We start from the raw sequence: 18,994 nt of genomic DNA on the forward strand, positions 1-18,994 counted from the left end.
CCCTCCGTTTCCGGCGCCAGACTACATGATTCCGCGTGCGTCAGGCGGCCAATGACGCCTTTATTGCATCGATTGCCTGCTGCGCATTGTTGCCGTCGGGGCCGCCCGCCTGGGCAAAATCGGGCCGGCCGCCGCCGCCCTTGCCACCGACTTCTCCGGCACCTGCTCGCACCAGATCCACCGCGTTGTAGCGATCCTTCAAATCATCCGTGACGCCCACGGCAAGTGCGGCCTTGCCGTCATTGACGCCAATGAAGACCGCAATGCCGGACCCCATTTGCTGCTTGGCTTCGTCGATAAGACCGCGCAGGTCCTTGCCGCCGACGCCCTCGGCGACCCGGCCGATGAAGCTGATATCCCCGATCTTTTCCGGTCCTGCCGGCGCGGCGCCGCCACCGCCGCCCATGGCAAGCTGTTTCTTGGCTTCCGCGAGCTGGCGCTCGAGCTGTTTACGCTCGTCAAGCAATGACTTGATCCGGACGGGCACGTCGGCGGCTGGCACTTTCAGCGTATCGGCTGATGCCTTGGCCAGTCCGGCCTGGGTTTCGAGATACTGGCGCGCGGCCTCGCCTGTCAGCGCCTCGATCCGGCGGACGCCCGCCGAGACGGCGCTTTCGCCGACAATCTTGAACAGGGCGATGTCGCCGGTGCGGGTGACATGCGTACCGCCGCACAATTCGACCGAATAGGGTTTTCCCGTCAACGCGAGATCGTCGCCCATTTTCAGCACGCGAACCTTGTCGCCGTATTTTTCACCGAACAAGGCGAGCGCACCGGCCTCGATCGCCGCCTCGGGTGCCATCTCCTCGGTCGTTACAGCCACATTCTGACGAATTACCGCATTCACGTCCGCCTCGATGCGGGCGATCTCGTCAGGTGTCACCGCTCCATTATGAGAAAAATCGAAACGCAGACGGTCAGGCCCGACATAGGAGCCTTTCTGGGACACATGGTCGCCCAGAACGTCGCGCAGTGCCCGGTGCATCAGGTGTGTGGCCGAGTGGTTGGAACGCGTTCGGTTGCGGCGCACAGCGTCGACAGAGAGCTGTGCGGTTTCACCGGCCGTGATCGAGCCGTTTTCGAGCACCCCGGCGTGCGCGAACACCTCGCCGGCGCGTTTTTGCGTATCGTGCACGACAAAACGCGCGCCATTGGCAAATTCGATCACGCCCGAATCGCCTATCTGGCCGCCGGATTCGCCATAAAAGGGCGTCCGGTCGAAAACGAGCTCGGCACTTTGGCCCTCGTCCAGATTGTCGGCGACATCGCCGCCAGACACGATGGCCTGGAGCGTGCCTTTGCCCGATGACGCCGTATAGCCGAGGAAAGCGCTGTCACCGGCCTTGTCGCGAACTGCGAACCAGACCGTGTCCGGGGCCGCTTCGCCGGACTGGAAACCGGCCGCGCGGGCTTTCTCGCGCTGCCTGTCCATTGCGGCGTTAAAACCGTCCTCGTCGACCAGCATGCCACGCGCGCGCAGCGCATCCTGGGTGAGATCGAGCGGAAAGCCGTACGTATCATAAAGCTTGAACGCGGTTTCGCCTGGCAGCGCATCGCCTTCCTTCATGTCGATGGACGCTTCATCGAGTAGAGCCAGACCGCGGCCAAGCGTGCGCTGGAAGCGTTCCTCCTCGGCTGCCAATGTAGATTCGATCGCCGATTGCGCGCGCGCCAGTTCAGGAAAGGCATCGCCCATCTGGTTGACGAGTTCACCGACGAGGCGATGCATCACCGGCTCGCCCGCGCCGAGCAGGTGGGCGTGACGCATGGCGCGGCGCATGATGCGCCGCAGGACATAGCCACGGCCCTCATTGGACGGGGTGACGCCGTCGGCCATCAGAAAGGCGCTCGAGCGCAGATGGTCGGCGATCACACGGTGGCTGGCGAGCGCGTCGCCTTCAGCCTTCGAGGACAGGACGTCCTCGGAATTGGAGATCAATGCCTGGAACAGGTCGATCTCGTAATTGTTGTGAACACCCTGCAGCACAGCAGCGATCCGTTCGAGACCCATGCCGGTATCGATCGACGGTTTGGGCAGTTCGGTCCGCTTGCCGCCAGCCTGCTGCTCGAACTGCATGAAAACGAGGTTCCAGATCTCGATGAAGCGGTCACCATCCTCTTCCGGCGTGCCCGGCGGACCGCCGGGGATATCGGCGCCATGATCGTAGAAAATTTCCGAGCACGGACCGCACGGACCGGTATCGCCCATCATCCAGAAATTGTCCGAAGTGGCGATGCGAATGATGCGATCATCCGGCAGGCCGGCGATCTTCTTCCACAAATCGTGAGCTTCGTCGTCCTCTGCGAATATGGTCACGAGCAAACGATCGCTGGCCAGGCCAAACTCACGCGTGACCAGTGACCATGCATAGTCAATAGCGGCTTCCTTGAAGTAATCCCCGAACGAGAAATTGCCCAGCATTTCAAAGAAGGTGTGGTGGCGTGCCGTATAGCCGACATTGTCCAGGTCGTTGTGCTTGCCGCCGGCGCGGACGCATTTCTGCGATGTGGCGGCCCGAGGCGGGTCGCGTCGTTCTTGGCCGGTGAAAACATTCTTGAACTGGACCATGCCCGCATTTGTAAACAGCAGGGTCGGATCGTCCTTCGGTACCAATGAACTCGAAGGCAGCACAGCGTGATCGCGGTCTTCGAAGAATCCGAGGAAATTTTTGCGGATGTCGCGCAGGCTGGTCATGATGATCGTCCGGTCATTTATTCTGCCCCCATATAGAAACGGGTGCCCGGTCTCGCCAAGCACCCGTTGCTGCAATGCAGAAAATAATGACGGAAGAAAGTTTCGTTCGGCGCGCTAGCCAGCGTCGGCGATGTCTTCCGCGCCGTCCTCTTCGGACGGGCCGACCAGCATCTCCTCGGCGATCAGTCCGGCATTGGCGCGGACCTTGGATTCGATCGCACTGGCAATGTCGGGATTGTCGAGCAGGAATTTGCGCGCATTCTCGCGGCCCTGGCCGATCCGCTCGGAGTCATAGGAATACCAGGACCCGGACTTCTCGATGACATTGCCCTTCACGCCGAGATCGAGGATCTCACCCATCTTGGAAATGCCCTCGCCATAGAGGATGTCAAACTCGACCTCGCGGAAAGGCGGCGCGACCTTGTTCTTGACGACCTTGACGCGGGTCTGGTTGCCGATCACCTCGTCGCGGTTCTTGATCTGTCCGATACGCCGGATGTCGAGGCGGACCGATGAATAGAATTTCAGCGCATTGCCGCCGGTCGTGGTTTCCGGCGACCCGAACATCACGCCGATCTTCATGCGGATCTGATTGATGAAGATGACCATGCAATGCGATTTCGAGATCGAGCCGGTGAGCTTGCGCAGAGCCTGGCTCATCAGCCGGGCTTGCAGACCGGGCAAGCTGTCGCCCATCTCGCCCTCAAGCTCGGCACGCGGGGTCAGGGCCGCAACCGAATCGATCACCAGCACGTCAACAGCGCCGGAACGGACCAGCGTGTCGGCAATCTCGAGGGCCTGTTCGCCGGCATCGGGTTGCGAGACCAGCAATTCACCGACATCGACCCCGAGCTTGCCGGCATAGACCGGGTCAAGCGCGTGTTCGGCATCCACGAAAGCGGCGACGCCGCCACGCTTCTGGCACTCGGCCACGCAATGCAGGGCGAGTGTCGTCTTGCCCGAGGATTCGGGACCGTAAATCTCGATGATGCGGCCCTTCGGCAAACCGCCGACGCCAAGCGCGATATCCAGGCCGAGCGATCCGGTGGGGACGGCCTCGATATCCATGTCCGGGCGCTCGCCCAGCTTCATGACCGAGCCCTTGCCGAATGCGCGGTCAATTTGTGACAGTGCGGCGTCCAGCGCCTTTTTCTTGTTCGTGTCCACGTTGCTCACCAGTCGAATCGCTGCTTTGGCCATGCCTAATCCCCTTATTTCATGTCCCCGACCGGGGAGCAATGAAGCGATATGTACCGGTTTTGTTCGCGGAACGCAAGGGGAACATTTTGCCGGGTAAAGAGCTTCAAGCGGCGTTCTGCATGTCGCCATTCAATACCGCCTTCACCCGTTCTGCCAGCTGTGTGAGCGTGAATGGCTTAGGCAGGAAGGAGATATCGCGGTCGCGCGACAGCGTGTCAGAGAACTGTTCCTCGGCGTAGCCGGAAATGAAAATGACGCGGGTGTCCCCAAGCAGGTCGGCTGCCTTCTCCAGCAAGCCCGGCCCGTCGAGCCCCGGCATCACGACATCGGAGACCAGCAAATCGAACCCGTCCTCGTCATCAGTGAGAATGTCGTACGCCTCTTCGCCATCCGCCGCTTCGACGACTTCATAACCGCGTTTAGCCAGCGTCTTGGCAGCAATGGTGCGGACCGCGCTTTCGTCCTCGACCAGCAGAATGCGGCCCTTTCCGGCAAGATCGGCGGGTTTGACGTCGCCCTTCGGCTTCTCGATCGCTGCGGGTGCGGTCTCCGCAACGCCGCTGTGCGCCGGCAGGAAGATGCGGAAAGTCGATCCCTTGCCCAGTTCGGAGTCCACATAAAGGAATCCGCCCGATTGCTTGACGATACCGTAAACGGTGGCCAGACCGAGACCGGTCCCCTGCCCTACGGCCTTGGTGGTAAAGAAGGGCTCGAAAATCTTCTGCTGGGTGGCTTCGTCCATGCCGGTGCCTTCGTCGATCACCTCGATCTGGACCCACTCGCCCGGCTCGACGTCTGGAGCGCCAGCCGCCAGCACGTCATCGGCAGTGACCGCCGAAGTGCGGATGGTCAGTGTCCCTCCACCGCTCTCCCGCATGGCGTCGCGGGCATTGGCAGCGAGGTTCATGATCGCGGTTTCGAGTTGTCCCTTATCGGCGCGTATGGGCGGCACGTCGCGGCCATGAACGATGTCGAGCTTGACGGTTTCCTCAAGGATCTGGCGCAGGAGCACTGTGAAATCAGACAACACGTCGGCGACGTCCAGCGCTTCCATGCGGAAGGTTTGCTTGCGCGAGAAAGCGAGCAGTTTCTTCACCAGTCCCGCGGCGCGGGCGACCGTCTGGTTGATGACCTGCAGCTCACCGTAGGACGGATCGCCAACCGGGTGGCGGCCGAGCAGTTCGTCGACATTGAGGCGGATCGCCGTCAGCAGATTGTTGAAGTCATGCGCGACACCGCCCGCGAGCTGGCCAACGGCCTGCATCTTGTTGCCCTGGCTGAGCTGTTGCTCGAGCTCTTTCCAGTGTGTGACGTCGATCATGTAGGCCGCGCGCTTGCCACCCTTGGCCGGAGAGAAAACCAGCCGGATATCAACCGGCGGGTCGGTCCTGAGCACGGCTTCTGCCGGCTCGCCCTTGCGTGAAGCGGTCTCGAATATTTCTGCTGCCTGACGGCCGCCGCTCCAGTCGAACAGATCGGCAAATACTATGCCGGACTTGGCCTTGCCTCCCGACATCTGCACGAGCGCAGAATTGACGTCCTCGATCACGGCGCTGGCGGGATTCGATCCCGAAAGGCGGGCAACGCCGAACGGCGCGGCTGCGAACATGTCGTCCAGCGTCCTGCCGGCCTTTCCGCCGGTGGCGCCGGAAATCGCCTGGGCAACACCTGCAGGCGTTCCGGTCGCGGTCAGACCATAAATGACGCCCCGGGCGCCGCCCTTTTTCGCATCGTCCCAGCGCAGGGTGATGACGGCATCGGTCTCGATGCCGTCGCGTCCCGAGAGCCGCACATCAAACCGGCATACATCTTCGTCATCGCGGGAATTCTCGAGCGTCCGTACCGTGTCTTTCGGTATGATATCCGACAGTTTCGGCAACGGATCCTCCGGTGCCAGTCCGAGCCAATTGCGGAATGTCGCATTGGCCGCCACCAGTTCCGCCTTCGCGGATAGCGAAAACAGTCCTACTGGCGAAAGGTCGCTCCAGTCGGCGGTCGGAACCGAGCCGGCGGCACTCGTCTCCTCAAAGACCGGCATCAGGCGCCAGGAAATATGCTCCTTGCCGGAAGGCCTCGCCTCGATGCAGTAACGCAGCTGGCCGCTTTCGCCCGGCAGATCGGGCAGTCGCTCGCGCGCGACCTCGCCCTTCCGCGCGGCACGTGCGAGGCGGTAGATCGCGCCATCGCCACTGGCAGCCCAGATGCGTTCCAGAGCCGGCAGGGTCTGCGCCTGCCCGGTCGACGAGAATCGCATTGCCAGGTCCCGATAGGCGGCATTGCCCCAGCGCACGGCACCACGGCGGTCGGTCACCAGCATCGGATCCTCCAGCGTCTCCAGCGCTTCGAGCGCGAGACCGGCGGGACCTGGTTCCTTGTAGCGTTCGGCCTTTTCCTTCATCGACCGCCCGGCAGCCTCGCCGGCGGCGAGCGCGTACAGCATGCCGAACGCCGCGATCGCGATGCCGCAAAGCAGAATGAAACCGTTCCAGACCATGGCCGAAGCCGCAAACAGCGCAACGGCCGAAACGCTCAACACGCCGAGCCCGATGACCCATTGCAATCCGCGTCTCAGACCGGGCGATAGAAATGCCGGTTTCATGGTTTCAACGGGTTCTGTCAGATCGGCCATTTGCTTGTCCTTGTGCGAATCATCGCCCGCTTCCTCAAGTCTAACCCGGTTGCGGTTTTTGTGCGCGTTTTCCGGAGAGTGTCAGCACGTAGCCGATGACCTTGGCGACGGCCTGGAAATGCTCTGCCGGTATGGTTTCGTCGACTTCCACACTGGCAAACAGGGCGCGTGCGAGGGGTGGGTCCTCGACAATCGGCACATCGTTTTCCTCGGCCAGTTCGCGAATGTTGAGGGCCACCTGGTCGACGCCCTTGGCGAGACAGACCGGCGCAGGGGTTTCCCCCTGTTCGTATTTGAGTGCGACGGCGAAGTGAGTCGGATTGGTGATGACGACGGTGGCGTCGGGCACCGCAGCCATCATGCGCTTGTTGGCCCGCTCCTGACGAATCTGACGCAACCGTGCGCGCACTTGCGGGTCGCCCTCACTCTGCTTGAGTTCGTCCTTGATCTCGCGCCGCGACATCCGGTTGCGCTTCATGAAGCTCTGTCGCTGGAAAACGAAGTCAGCAGCCGCAATGAAGGCATAGGCCACCAGCGCGGCTATCAGAACCAGCAACACGTTGGTCAGGATGACGTCGAGCAAGGCCGACAAGTCGAGCATCGGCATGCCCGCAAGCTCTGTGCGCTTCGGCCAGATCACAACGAAGACCGCCGCGGACACGATGCCCAGCTTGCCGACACCCTTGAGGAAATTGGCAAAGCCTTGGGGACCAAACATGCGCTTCACGCCTTCGGCGGGATTCAGCTTGGAGAGCTTGGGCTGCATTTTCTCGGTCGTGAACATCAACCCGGTCTGCATCAGATGTCCTGCGAGACCTGCAATGGCGATAACGCCGAATGCCAGCCCGGTGGCAGCGACGACACGCCAGGCCAAAGCGAGGCTCTCGGCGCGCAGGGCTGCCGGCTCAAGGCTCAGGGCATGGGCATTGCCAAGGAACAGGCTGAGATCTCCTGACAAGGACCGCGCTGCCGGCGGCGCCATAAGGCCTATCACGACCAGGCCCGAGGCGAGCACGAACCAGCCGGGAATTTCCTGCGATTTGGGAACATCGCCTTTCTTGCGCGCGTCCTGCAGGCGCCGCTGGGTCGGTTCCTCGGTCTTCTGGCTTTCGTCCTGGTCTTCAGCCATGGCTTAGTTGAACTCCACGGCAAACCGCTCGATGCGCGAGAGCCAAAGCGTGGCCATCGCGCCCAGCGCGATCGATGTAATGAACAGGCCGGCCATGATGTTGGACGGCATGGCAATGAAGAAGATCTGCGCCTGCGGCATCAGTCGCGACAGGATTCCGAGACCGAAATAGAAAACGAGACCGAACACGATGAGCGGTGACGCCATCTGGACGCCGATCGTGAAGGCGTCGGCGAATGCGCCGAGCGCCCATTGCGCGGCATCCTCGATCATCGGCAATTCGCCGATCGGAAACAGCATGTAGGAGCCCTGGGCCGCCTGCAGCAGAAGGTGATGTGTGTTCGTCACCATCAGCAGGACCAGGAAGGTGAGGTTCAGGAAGGTCGACATCAGGGCGCCTTGCTGACCCTGGGACGGGTCGAAGAACTGCGCCATCGCCAGGCCGCTTTGCTGACCGATGACCTGACCCGCGACAGACGCTGACGCCATGAACATGCGCGCGACCGCACCGATCATCAGCCCGATAGCGACCTCGGTGATGATCAGGCCGGCAATCCGCATCGGCTGTTCGGGCACCGCAGGAAGCTCGCTGGCCAGAATGGGTCCGAGCGCCAAAGCAAACAGCAGGGCAAAGGACAAGCGGATGCGCGGCGGGATGCTGCCTTCGCCAAAGCCGGGCAAAAGCATGAGAATGGCACCGAGCCGGGCGAAGATCAGTGCACCGGCAAAAACCAGGAGCAGCGGGTCTGCGATCATACGCCGACAATCCGGTCGAAAATGCTGTTCATGAAGGCTGACATCAAGGCGCCCATCATCGGCAAGAAGATCAACAGGGCGACAAATATCGCGATAATCTTGGGCACGAAGACCAGCGTCATTTCCTGAACCTGGGTCAGCGCCTGAAACAACGCGATGACAACACCAACGGCGAGGCCAATCAGCATGATCGGCGCGGCCATGGCGAGCATCAGCCAGATTGAATCGCGCGCAATGTCGAGGACTTCCGGTCCGGTCATGCGGCTTCTCCGCATAGCTAGGGTTACAGTTTCGTGAGTTTACGCTCCCGCCGTTCGCGTTAAGAAAGAGTCAACGAAAGTAAACGCCCGCTTCCTGGGGAGGAATACATGAAAGAGTTTTTGATCGGCGTCAGCGCATTCGCGCTGCTGGCCGCCTGTTCGCAATCCACGACTGACGAAATCGAGGCCAACAACACCGCGCCCGCCGGCGAAACCGCAGCGGAAACGGGTGCCAGCGAAGTCGAAACCCAGTCGGAGAGCGAACGCCTGATGGCGTTTTTCGACGAAGTCTTCCAGGCCGAATTGGCTTTCAGCCCGCAGACCCAGACATTCCTGGGGCTTACCGACAACACGGAAGCCTACGGCCAATGGGATGATCCATCACGCGAGGCGTTCGAAGCCGGTCAGGAACGAGCTCGCGGCTATCTCGACACGCTGCGCAGCGATTTCGATTTTGACGCGCTAACGCCGGAAGCACAGGTCAGTTATCGCTTCTTCGAATTCGTGCAGGAGAACCAGCTCGCGCAAGGCGAGTTCTGGGATCACAATTACATTTTCACCCAGTTCTTCGGCCCGCACAGCAATGCGCCGTCTATGCTGATCGGGTATCACCGCATCAGCGATGCCGACGACGCCGACGCGTATGTGCGGCGGCTTGATGGATTCGGGCCGGCGATGAACACGATCATCGACCAGGCGGACGAACGTGCACAGCGAGGCATACTTCCGCCAGCCTTCGCCTACCCGACGGTCATCAACACGGCCCGCGGCATGATCACCGGCGCCCCCTTTGACGACAGCGGTGCAGATTCGCCGTTGTGGGCCGACTTCAATACCAAGCTGGATGGTCTTGAACTCGACGACGCAGAAGCCGATGCGCTGCGCGAGCGCGCCCGAACTGCTCTGACCGACAGCGTGGGTCCCGCTTATGAACGGCTCATCGCCGTGATGGGCGAGCATGCGGAGATGGCGGAGTCTCTGGAAGTCGACGGTGTTTCTCGACTGCCGCGCGGCGAAGCCTTTTATGCTGCACAGGTCGCGAATTTCACGACACGCGATGACCTCGATGCGGAATGGGTCCACAATACCGGCCTCGCAGAAGTCGATCGCATTCACGGCGAGATGCGCGATATCATGGTGGAGGTCGGCTTCGAGGGCACGTTGCAGGAATTCTTCGAATTCATGCGCACTGACGACCAGTTCTATTACGACAACACCGAGGAGGGACGCCAACGCTATCTGGATGAAGCCACGGCGATGATCGACGCGATCACCGAAGAGCTCCCCGACTATTTCGGCCGGCTGCCGCAGGCCGAACTCGAGGTCCGTGCGGTTGAAGACTACCGGATCGAGACCGCGACCGGCGCCTTCTACGAGCCCGGCCCACTCGATGGCTCCGCGCCGGGGGCTTACTACGTCAACCTCTCGCAGATGCAGGAATTGCCCGTCTACCAGATGGAGACGCTCGCCTATCACGAGGGCAATCCCGGACACCACATGCAGGTCGCGATCAGCCAGGAACTCGAGAATGTGCCGATGTTCCAGCGCGTCACCTGGTTTTCGGCCTATGGTGAAGGCTGGGCGCTCTACTCGGAAAATCTCGGCAAGGACATGGGCTTCTTCACGGATCCGTACCAGGATTTCGGCCGGCTGAGCTATGAGGTGTTCCGGGCCGCGCGCATGGTCGTCGATACCGGCATCCATCACTATGACTGGAGCGAACAGGAAGCGATGGACTACATGCTGGAGAACACGCCGATGACCGAAGGCGATATCCGCAATGAGGTCCGGCGCTATATTGTCTGGCCGGGTCAGGCGATCTCCTACAAGACCGGCATGTTGACGATTCTCGAATTGCGCCAGCGGGCGATGGATGCCCTGGGCGAGGCCTTCGACTATGGCGAGTTCCACGATGTCGTGCTCAGCAATGGCGCAGTGCCACTGACGCTGCTCAGCGAGCTCGTCGATGCCTACATCGCTGATGCGCAAGCTGCGGAGTAGACAGCCATGACGCGGTTATCTGCATTTCTCGCATCGGTATCGCTCGCGACCCTTGTGGCCGCCTGCAATCCGGCTCCCGAACCGGCCGCCAACGATCCGCGGCCGGCGGATTCCCAAGAATCAGCTGCCAACGACAATGCCAGTCCGAACGCCGTCGATAATGACGATACGGACGGCACGGAATCGGCGCGGCTGAACGCCTGGTTTGAGGACGTGTTCGAGGCTAATCTCGATCGCTTTCCGGTCTCCCAGACCTTTCTCGGCCGGCGCACCGATTACGATCAGTGGAACGATGTCTCGCCGGAATTCCAGGCGGAAACGATACGCATTGCGCAAGCCAATCTCGCCGAGATGCGGTCGCAGTTCGATTTCGATCAGCTCGATGAATCGGCACAGATCTCGTGGCACATGTTCGAGCGCAATGTCGAGCGCCAGGTCGAAGGCGAACGCTGGCAGGACCATGGCTACATTTTCACGCCGCGCGCGGGTCCGCACAGTTTTGTCGCGTCCTTCCTGATCGGCCAGCACCGTGTCAGTTCGCTGTCGGATGCCGAAGCCTATATCGGCCGCCTGAACGGCACCGGCGATTTTCTCGATCAGTCCATGGCGAATGCCCAGCGTGCTTATGACATGGGCGTACGCACGGCGCGCTGGACTTATGCCCCGATGATCGCGACGGCGCGCAATATCATCAGCGGCCACCCTTTCGATGACGGTCCAGATTCGCCGCTGATGGCCGACTTCCGGCGCAAGGTCGGGGGGCTCGAAATCTCTGATGATGAAGAAGCACGGCTGATCGGCGAAGCCGAAGCCGCCCTCACAGGCGTCGTGCAACCGGCCTACGAACGGATGATATCCATGTTCGAGGCGATGGAAGCCGAAGCGTCCGAAAATGACGGTGCGTGGACGATGCCGGATGGCGGCGACTATTACGCCTTCATGCTGGAAGGCTATACGACCACCGACATGACGCCGCAGGAGATTCACGAACTCGGGCTGGCAGAAGTCGAGCGTATCCATGGCGAGATGCGCGACATCATGGCTGAAGTCGGCTTCGAGGGTACGCTCCAGGAATTCTTCGAATTCATGCGCACCGATGCGCAATTCTATTATCCCAATACGGATGAGGGCCGCGCGGATTATCTCGCTGAAGCGACGCGCATCATCGACGAGATGCGGGAATCCTTACCGGCCTATTTCAACACTTTCCCGGAAGCCGACCTGGAAGTCGTGCGGGTAGAGCCTTTCCGCGAGGCCTCTGCCGGCAAGGCGTTCTATAACCGGCCGGCCGAGGATGGCTCCCGTCCAGGACGCTATTACGCCAATCTGCGCGATATGGCGGACATGCCGACCTACCAGATGGAGGCGCTGGCGTATCACGAGGGCATTCCCGGCCACCACATGCAGCTGGCCATCATGCAGGAACTCGAGGGCATCCCGTCCTTCCGGCGTTTTGGCGGCGTGACGGCCTACACCGAAGGCTGGGGGCTCTACTCCGAATATCTGCCGCTGGAAATGGGCTTCTACGAGGACCCCTACTCGAATTTCGGCCGGCTCGCGATGGAGCTGTGGCGGGCCTGCCGGCTGGTGGTCGATACCGGGCTGCACCATTATCGCTGGACGCGCGAGGAGGCGGTCGACTACCTCACCGAGAACACGCCAAATCCACAAGGTGACATCCAGAACGCGATCGACCGCTATATCGTCATTCCGGGTCAGGCGACGGCCTACAAAATCGGCATGAACGAGATCCTGCGTCTGCGTTCGGAGGCGCAGGAAACGCTCGGCGACAACTTCACCATGGGCGGGTTCCACGATGTCGTGCTGACCCAGGGCGCGATGCCGCTGTCCATGCTGGAAGAGCGCGTCGAGGCGTGGATCGCGCAGACACAGGCGGAAGAAGAATAGCCGGTCCCGTTTCCGCAACGAAGGAGTGTCCAGCTTCGTGTCGCCGTGTGGCGCCAGTCGCTAGATCGGCATTTTCAGAATGTCGTTATAGGCGCGGATGACCTCGTCGCGGACCGCCATGACAGTCTCGAGCTGAACTTCGGCGGCTGCAACGGCAGTGACGACATCGACAAGCTCGGCTTCGCCAACAGCCGCGCTGGCGGTCATCTGCTCGGCCTGGACCAGGGAGGCGTTCGTCGACTCGAGTGCGCCCTGCACCATTTCGGTGAATTTCTGGCCGGCGGTCTCGGTCGCCGGCTGCTGTCCAGCGGCCGCCTGGCCGGCGGCCTGAGCTGCCTGCTGGTAAGCGCGTATTCCTGCCAGTTCCATGGCCATCTTCTAGCCCCCTATCGGCGCAGCAGATCCAGCGCGCGTTCCATCATGCGCCGACTGGATTCCACCATGTTGAGATTGGCCTCGTAGGAGCGCTGAGCTTCGCGCATGTCCATCATCTCGATGAGCGAGTTGACGTTCGGATAGAGCACGTAGCCGTCCGCATCGGCGGCAGGATGCCCCGGTTCGTGCACGATCCTGAAATCCGACATGTCCTGGGTGGCGCGGGCCATCCGAACCGTCTCCAGTCCGGTCGCGCGATCCAGCTCGGCCTCGAAGACCGGGAGCTGTCGGCGATAGGGTTCGCCGCCGGGTGTCTGCGCGGTGGATTCCGCGTTGGCCAGGTTCTCGGCGATGATCCGCATTCTCGCTGACTGGGCGCGCAAGCCGGCCGCAGCAACCGAAAGGGCATCAGAGGGATCACTCATCTAGTCGTTCCTAGCGTCCGGCCGGGCGCGCTGCCATGCGCATCAGGCCAAGACTCTTCTCGTAAAGGGACAAGGCGGTCTCGTACTGAATCCGGTTTTCCTGGGCCCTGACCAACTGTTCCTCGAGCACGACGGAATTGCCGTTGATCGTGGTCTCGCTGTCGGGTGCGTTATGGGATTCGTATTGCCGTGCGCCGACGGATTCGCTCGTGGAACCGCGCAATTCGGCTTGCAGTGCACGGTGGAAGTCCGCCCGCGACAAGTCCTGCGGCGTGTAACCCGGCGTATTTGCATTGGCGATATTGCGTGTGAGCAAGTCATGCCGCTGGCTGTGAAAAGCCATCGACTCACGCAAGATTGCCAGTGTTGGCGCGTTGTCCAGACTCATTTTCTACTCCGGCCTGTTGGAGAAGAAGCTGGGCTGCGCCGCTTAACGCCGCGTTAAGCAGGAAGGAATTGCCGGTTTGGACGTTATGGATTCCGCCCGATACATCGCCGCGCTTGCGGTCGTTCTCGGCCTGCTCGGCCTGTTCGCCTTGGGCACACGGCAGGGCTGGCTGACCGGCATCATCGCCGGGTTGGCTCGCGGACAGATGCCTGGCGTCAAGCGCGATCGGCGAATGAAGGTTGTCGAGACCCTGGTGCTGGATCCGCGCCGGCGCATTGTCATTGTCGAGATCGACGGTCATGAGCAGGTGCTGCTGCTTGGCGCGTCCGGAGAGCAAGTGCTGCATGGGACGCCGGAGGTCTCTAAATGACCGCGCGGCAGTGGGCAGGACTCGCCGCGCTCGCGAGCGCTTTCGTATTGGTCGCGGGCGGCGCCTGGGCCGCGGCGCCGGGTGGGCCCGGCATATCGCTCGATCTCGGCGATGAAGGCACGCTGACGGAACGTGTCCTGCAGCTGATGGCGCTGTTGACGGTGCTGTCGCTGGCGCCGTCCATCGTCATCATGACCACATCCTTTGTGCGGATCGTGGTGGTCCTGTCACTCTTGCGCACGGCGGTCGGGCTGCAGCAGAGCCCGCCGAACGCGGTTTTGATCTCGCTGGCGATCTTTCTGACCGGCTTCATCATGGCACCCGTTTTCAGCCAGTCCTACGAGGACGGGATCCGTCCATTGCTGGATGGCGAACTGGAGCTGACGGAAGCCTTCGAGGCCTCAAGCGGTCCGGTAAAAACCTTCATGCTGGCACATACGCGCGAAGACGATCTGGGGCTGTTTATCGGCTTCATGGACGGAGAACCGCCGGCCAGCGCACAGGAAACGCCATTTCATGTGGTCGCGCCGGCCTTCATGATCTCCGAGCTGCGACGGGCTTTCGAGATCGGTTTCCTGTTGTTCATACCCTTCTTGATCATTGACCTGGTCGTGGCTTCGATCCTGATGTCGATGGGCATGATGATGCTGCCACCGATCGTCATCTCGCTGCCGTTCAAGCTGATTTTCTTCGTACTGGTGGATGGCTGGCGGCTGGTGACCGGCTCTCTGGTTCAGAGTTTTGCAACGGTCACGCCGCCGGGCTGATCAGGCAGGGTCGGCCGCCGGGTCTTCAGCGAACCTTTCCCGGAAACGGCCCATGAAAGCGTCCAGCGTATCGACGCCCGCAATCTGCCGTGCCAGATCGCCGATCCGCGTATCGCCCGACGTTGCATTTCGGCTGGTCAGCACGGAAAAGGAATCGGCTTCGTCGGTTTCCGCCATCATCGCGCCATAGCGGCCAGTCAGCCGTGCAAGGGCATCCCGGTCGCCGGCCAGATTATAGGCGATGGCCGCCCGCAAGACATCCGCTTGCTCGTCCATCGTCAGATTCCCACCCTGATTCCAGCGATCGGCGAGCGCTGCCTCGATGCGGCGGCCAGCATCCGGCCAGTCGCGGCGCGCCCAGGCAACGTCGGCACGCAACCGGCGGGCGCGTTCGCTCGTATCGCGCTCGATCAATTCCAGGGCATGGTCATGGCGGCCCAGTTCGGACAAGGCCCGCGCTTCGAGTATGCGGCGCTCGTCAACGAGCTCGGAGCGCAGGCCGGCGACGCGCGTCGAGCGGATGACCGTCAATGCCTCGCTCGGGCGGTGGTCCATGAGGTAGATGACGGCGAGATCGGTACCGACACGCGCGCGGGCTGCCGGCTCGCGCAGCCGCTCATTGACCTGGTGCGCCAACAATTGCGCGGCCGGTTCCAGCAAGTCGAATGCGACCAGCCGGTCAGCTAGCCGCCGGATCATGCGGTCACCATCACTGCCGATCGGGGTCAGGTAGGAATGCTCGTAGAACAGGGCGACCGCCTCGATCGGATCCATCCGATCGGCAGCGCCTTCGAGAAAGAGGTCGTTGAAAATTTCCGCCATTTCCTGGCCGGTACGGCGCGCGGCCCGGGTGTCCGGAAACTGCGCCCTTGCGGTCCGCATGATCTCCAGACCTTCGCTGTATTGTCCTTCGCGGACATAAAGCTGACCGAGAAGCGTCATTGTATCGAGTTCCGTGGTGTCGCCGCGCCAGCGCAACCGCAGCATTTCCAGTGCCTCGACCGCCTCGTCCGGCACAATCAGTTCGTTGGCGATCTGGATCTGATAAAGCTCAAGTAGCGCCAGCGCCTCGATCTGGGGCAGGCCGGAATGAGAGAGCTGTTCCAGCTGCCGCATCGCATCGGCGACATTTCCATTGGCGACGGCCAGTCTTGCGCGCAGCCATTCGGCGCGCGCCGCGGTGATCTCGTCGGGATTGTCTTGCCCGACAAGACGCAGCAATTCCGTCGCCGCGGCGATATCGTTCAGTTCCAGTGCGGTCTCGGCATGCTTGACGCGGAATCGCGCACGCCATTCGGGAGAATAGTCGAACAGAAATTCGCGGCTGGCGGCAAAGCGGCGGCTGGCTTCTTCCCACTCCTCGCGATGCGCGGCGATCATGGCAAGCCAGGGGGCCGACCCGGGGTCATTGCGCAATTCAGGCGCGCTGAAGGCGGCGTGGGCATCGTCGATACGGCCCATGGTCAAACTGGCGACGCCGGCGAGCGCGAGGGCATGTGGATCGCCCTGCACAGCCGGATCACGGTCCATGGCAACGTCGATCATGCCGAGCGCTTCTGCCCCGAGACCGTTTCCGAGGAGAAACCGCGTCAGCGCGATCCGGTCCGTCGAGTTTCCGTTCGCCGCCTGGCGGTAAAGGTGCGTGTATTCAGACCAGAACCGGCCCTCTCCCCTCCAGCGGGCAAAGTCCATATAGGCCGGCGAATCGAGACTTGGCCGCCCCGATGCAAGCACGCTGTCGGATGTCGGCGACAGAACAAGCCCGTCAGGTCGCGCGAAAACCACGACGCCATCTTGCTCCGACATCACGACATCGTCGGCAAGGATTTCCATCGCGGCACCGTGACTGGACGGCAAGAGCGCCATGCCGACAAAATCACGGCGCGACGGCGCCCCCTGGATGGATCCGCGCGAGGTGATGACCGCCAACGTGTCTTCGACGGCCGGGTCGTCGACCCAGAGCGTTTCACCAATGTCGTCAAGCCGAACCAGGATCCGCGCGCTGGCACCGCGACGGGCATCACGTTCCACGGAAATCGGCCGAGGCGGCGATTCCACTCGTTCCGACAATACAAGGCGCCAGCGGGCGCCCATTGCGAAGACCTCAGCCTGCGTCGATTCTGGCACGACAATCCGCGCGGCCGTATAGCCACGCCCGCGCGTCGCCGTATAGCCAATGACATGGCCACGCCGACCGTGCGCGATTTCGTCCAGATCGAGATCGGCTTCTGCATCAAATACGACCCAGATTGCTGATCCCCGGCGAAACACGGCAGCGCCGACCGGGCCAGCCCATTCGAAGTCCGCTTGCAACTCGCCTTCGGTCTCGCTGACCGAGGCGTGAACGATACCGTTCGGCGGTACAGGATCGGCGCGTTCGGCCAAGCTGAACGTCAGGGCGCCGTCGTCGGCCTCCGGCTCAGGGATCCGGACCGCTGCACTTTCGACCTCGGCAAAAGGCGCGTCAGCCGGCGCCTCGGTTTCCGGTGGAAGGTCGGGTGTTGCCGCCTCGACAATATCGCTGCTGTCCTCGGAATCGGCTGCATCGTTGCGTTCTGTGTTGGCCTCCACCATTGCCGTCAGTGCGGAAAGCACATCTGTAGGATTGCCCACCCCCGGTTCGAGCAGATCCACGACGATGCGTGCGCCCTCGTCCCAGACCCTGACGCTGACGCCCGGCTCCACGGCAATGTCGAGTATGAATTCAGTATCGGTGCGCGCACCTGCGATCGATTCCATGAGGCGCGGCGGCGACGCGCGAAGCTGGGAGAGATCCATTTCCGCGGGCTCTGAAAAGGTAATCTGCGCGGCATCGCCGTCCTGCTCGATCTCGTAGCTGACGGCCTCCGGCCAGACGAATTCAAGCCGCGTGTATTCCGCGGCCTGCCCCGAGGAGACGGTGACCGGCAAGGCTGGTGGCGGGGGTGGCGGCGGTGCATTTGCAGCCGCTTCTGCCGCTTCGATCTCGGCCTGTTCACGCGGTGAGACGATTCGCGCTGGCGGCGTCTCCCCTGCCGGAACCAGATCGATCGCGACCATGTTGTAGGATGCGCTCACACGCGGTTCGAAAGCACCGCTTCGCAACGCCAGGCGCAATGCCGTGCCATCCGGATCAATGCGCGCGAGGGCAATCAGGTCTTCCAGTTCGCCGGTAATATTCGTCGGGCTGCCCTCGATCGCGTCGCTCATGCGCACGACAACGACCTGTCCTCCCGCAACTTCCGCTGTCGCGGTCGGCTGTTCGTTCGCGAAGGCTTCCGGGTACGCCAAGACGATCCGCGCAGTATTGCCGATCCGCTCGACGGAAAACGTCACCGGCTCGGCGGCGTAAGCGCTGGCGCAAACCGCCAATCCGGTCAGGCCGGCAAGGAGGCTAGCCCTCAGGCTCAAGCCGTGCCTCCAGTTCAGCTGCGGTCTCCGGAACGTCGCGCCGCGCTGCCAGCCGCGCCGAGAGGCTGGCCGCATCGCGGATATTCATCTCCGCCATGATCGGACCGGCCTGCCGCGGCGTCATCCGCGAAATGATCTGGACCTGGGTCGCCCCGTCGAGCGCAGCAATCCGCTCGGCCGCCGAATCCGGCTCCATCTGGTTGAATATGGCCACCAGCCGATCAAGCTCGGCCGCCTCCTGCTCGGACAGCGTGCCCAGCAACGAGTTGATATCGTCCCGCAGCGCGCGCAGTTCGGTGATGCGCTCGTCGATACGCAATTCGGCCGCCTGCAACAATTGTTCTCGCGTATCCAGCTCGCGTTCACGCTGGTCGAGCTCATTCCTTCGGTCTGTGAGCGATCGCAGGATGCGCTGCTCCGACGGACTCAAGCCGCGATTGGCGAGGCGCAGCGACAGGCTGCCCTGCGCCGTTTCGGCAGCATCCGGCGTCTCACAAACCGGCGCCGCAAGGCTGTTCTCCACCAACGGAGACACGGTCTCATCCGGTGCACTCGCATCAGTGTCCATCGATTCCGCCGGCGGATCCTCGGCGCGCGCTGACCAGGCGTCGGCCGCGTCGACGCCGAACTCGATGGCTTTCAGCGTGAACAGGCCGACAGCCAGTACCGATGCCGTAGCAAGGAGGCGGACCGGACGCATG

Annotated in this window: 15 protein-coding genes; 4 read left to right on the plus strand and 11 right to left on the minus strand. The window is 62.1% G+C overall.

Annotated elements, in window-relative coordinates:
• Positions 1 to 40 precede the first annotated feature (40 nt).
• The 6 genes from alaS to fliQ form a co-directional block, all read right to left on the minus strand.
• Positions 41 to 2,695 (minus strand): alanine--tRNA ligase, encoded by a 2,655-nt coding sequence (gene alaS / locus ACOOFN_RS02220; protein WP_420433241.1) that lies wholly within the window; start codon positions 2,693 to 2,695, stop codon positions 41 to 43.
• 114 nt (positions 2,696 to 2,809) lie between these two features.
• The gene (recA, locus tag ACOOFN_RS02225; RefSeq protein WP_420433243.1) at positions 2,810 to 3,895 is read right to left on the minus strand and encodes a recombinase RecA; all 1,086 of its coding nucleotides are present in this window, start codon (positions 3,893 to 3,895) and stop codon (positions 2,810 to 2,812) included.
• A gap of 103 nt (positions 3,896 to 3,998) precedes the next feature.
• The gene (locus ACOOFN_RS02230; protein ID WP_420433245.1) at positions 3,999 to 6,524 is read right to left on the minus strand and encodes an ATP-binding protein; all 2,526 of its coding nucleotides are present in this window, start codon (positions 6,522 to 6,524) and stop codon (positions 3,999 to 4,001) included.
• 40 nt (positions 6,525 to 6,564) lie between these two features.
• A complete protein-coding gene (gene flhB, locus ACOOFN_RS02235) occupies positions 6,565 to 7,653 on the minus strand; it encodes a flagellar biosynthesis protein FlhB (RefSeq protein ID WP_420433247.1) in 1,089 nt (362 codons plus the stop codon).
• Between the two features lie 3 nt (positions 7,654 to 7,656).
• On the minus strand, positions 7,657 to 8,409 hold the full coding sequence (fliR, locus tag ACOOFN_RS02240; RefSeq protein ID WP_420433249.1) for a flagellar biosynthetic protein FliR: 753 nt from the start codon (positions 8,407 to 8,409) through the stop codon (positions 7,657 to 7,659).
• On the minus strand, positions 8,406 to 8,669 hold the full coding sequence (gene fliQ, locus ACOOFN_RS02245) for a flagellar biosynthesis protein FliQ (protein WP_420433251.1): 264 nt from the start codon (positions 8,667 to 8,669) through the stop codon (positions 8,406 to 8,408). The genes fliR and fliQ overlap by 4 nt, the downstream gene beginning before the upstream one ends.
• 108 nt (positions 8,670 to 8,777) lie before the next feature.
• On the opposite strand from fliQ, the gene ACOOFN_RS02250 reads away from it, so the two are divergent.
• Positions 8,778 to 10,670, plus strand: coding sequence for a DUF885 domain-containing protein (locus tag ACOOFN_RS02250; protein WP_420433253.1), 1,893 nt, complete (start codon positions 8,778 to 8,780; stop codon positions 10,668 to 10,670).
• Between the two features lie 6 nt (positions 10,671 to 10,676).
• Positions 10,677 to 12,578: a DUF885 domain-containing protein gene (locus tag ACOOFN_RS02255; RefSeq protein ID WP_420433255.1), complete on the plus strand. Its 1,902-nt coding sequence runs from the start codon at positions 10,677 to 10,679 to the stop codon at positions 12,576 to 12,578.
• 60 nt (positions 12,579 to 12,638) lie between these two features.
• On the opposite strand, the gene fliE is transcribed toward ACOOFN_RS02255, so the two are convergent.
• From fliE to ACOOFN_RS02270, 3 genes are read right to left on the minus strand one after another with little or no spacing between them, the layout of a single operon-like run.
• The gene (gene fliE, locus ACOOFN_RS02260; protein ID WP_420433257.1) at positions 12,639 to 12,953 is read right to left on the minus strand and encodes a flagellar hook-basal body complex protein FliE; all 315 of its coding nucleotides are present in this window, start codon (positions 12,951 to 12,953) and stop codon (positions 12,639 to 12,641) included.
• 11 nt (positions 12,954 to 12,964) lie between these two features.
• Positions 12,965 to 13,378: a flagellar basal body rod protein FlgC gene (flgC, locus tag ACOOFN_RS02265; RefSeq protein WP_420433259.1), complete on the minus strand. Its 414-nt coding sequence runs from the start codon at positions 13,376 to 13,378 to the stop codon at positions 12,965 to 12,967.
• 10 nt (positions 13,379 to 13,388) lie between these two features.
• Positions 13,389 to 13,766 (minus strand): flagellar basal body protein, encoded by a 378-nt coding sequence (locus ACOOFN_RS02270; RefSeq protein ID WP_420433261.1) that lies wholly within the window; start codon positions 13,764 to 13,766, stop codon positions 13,389 to 13,391.
• A gap of 85 nt (positions 13,767 to 13,851) precedes the next feature.
• Here ACOOFN_RS02270 and ACOOFN_RS02275 point away from each other — a divergent pair, with 85 nt between their 5' ends.
• Both ACOOFN_RS02275 and fliP read left to right on the plus strand, forming a co-directional pair.
• Positions 13,852 to 14,136: a flagellar biosynthetic protein FliO gene (locus tag ACOOFN_RS02275; RefSeq protein ID WP_420433263.1), complete on the plus strand. Its 285-nt coding sequence runs from the start codon at positions 13,852 to 13,854 to the stop codon at positions 14,134 to 14,136.
• The gene (fliP, locus tag ACOOFN_RS02280; protein WP_420433265.1) at positions 14,133 to 14,903 is read left to right on the plus strand and encodes a flagellar type III secretion system pore protein FliP; all 771 of its coding nucleotides are present in this window, start codon (positions 14,133 to 14,135) and stop codon (positions 14,901 to 14,903) included. Before ACOOFN_RS02275 ends, fliP begins: the two co-directional genes overlap by 4 nt.
• Here the strand turns inward: fliP and ACOOFN_RS02285 are convergent, their stop codons facing one another.
• Complete coding sequence (locus ACOOFN_RS02285) at positions 14,904 to 18,293, minus strand: tetratricopeptide repeat protein (protein ID WP_420433267.1); 3,390 nt, start codon at positions 18,291 to 18,293, stop codon at positions 14,904 to 14,906.
• Positions 18,277 to 18,993, minus strand: coding sequence for a MotE family protein (locus ACOOFN_RS02290; RefSeq protein WP_420433269.1), 717 nt, complete (start codon positions 18,991 to 18,993; stop codon positions 18,277 to 18,279). The genes ACOOFN_RS02285 and ACOOFN_RS02290 overlap by 17 nt, the downstream gene beginning before the upstream one ends.
• Between the last annotated feature and the right edge of the window lies 1 nt (position 18,994).

Source organism: Hyphobacterium sp. (assembly GCF_965217055.1).
Classification (GTDB): domain Bacteria; phylum Pseudomonadota; class Alphaproteobacteria; order Caulobacterales; family Maricaulaceae; genus Hyphobacterium.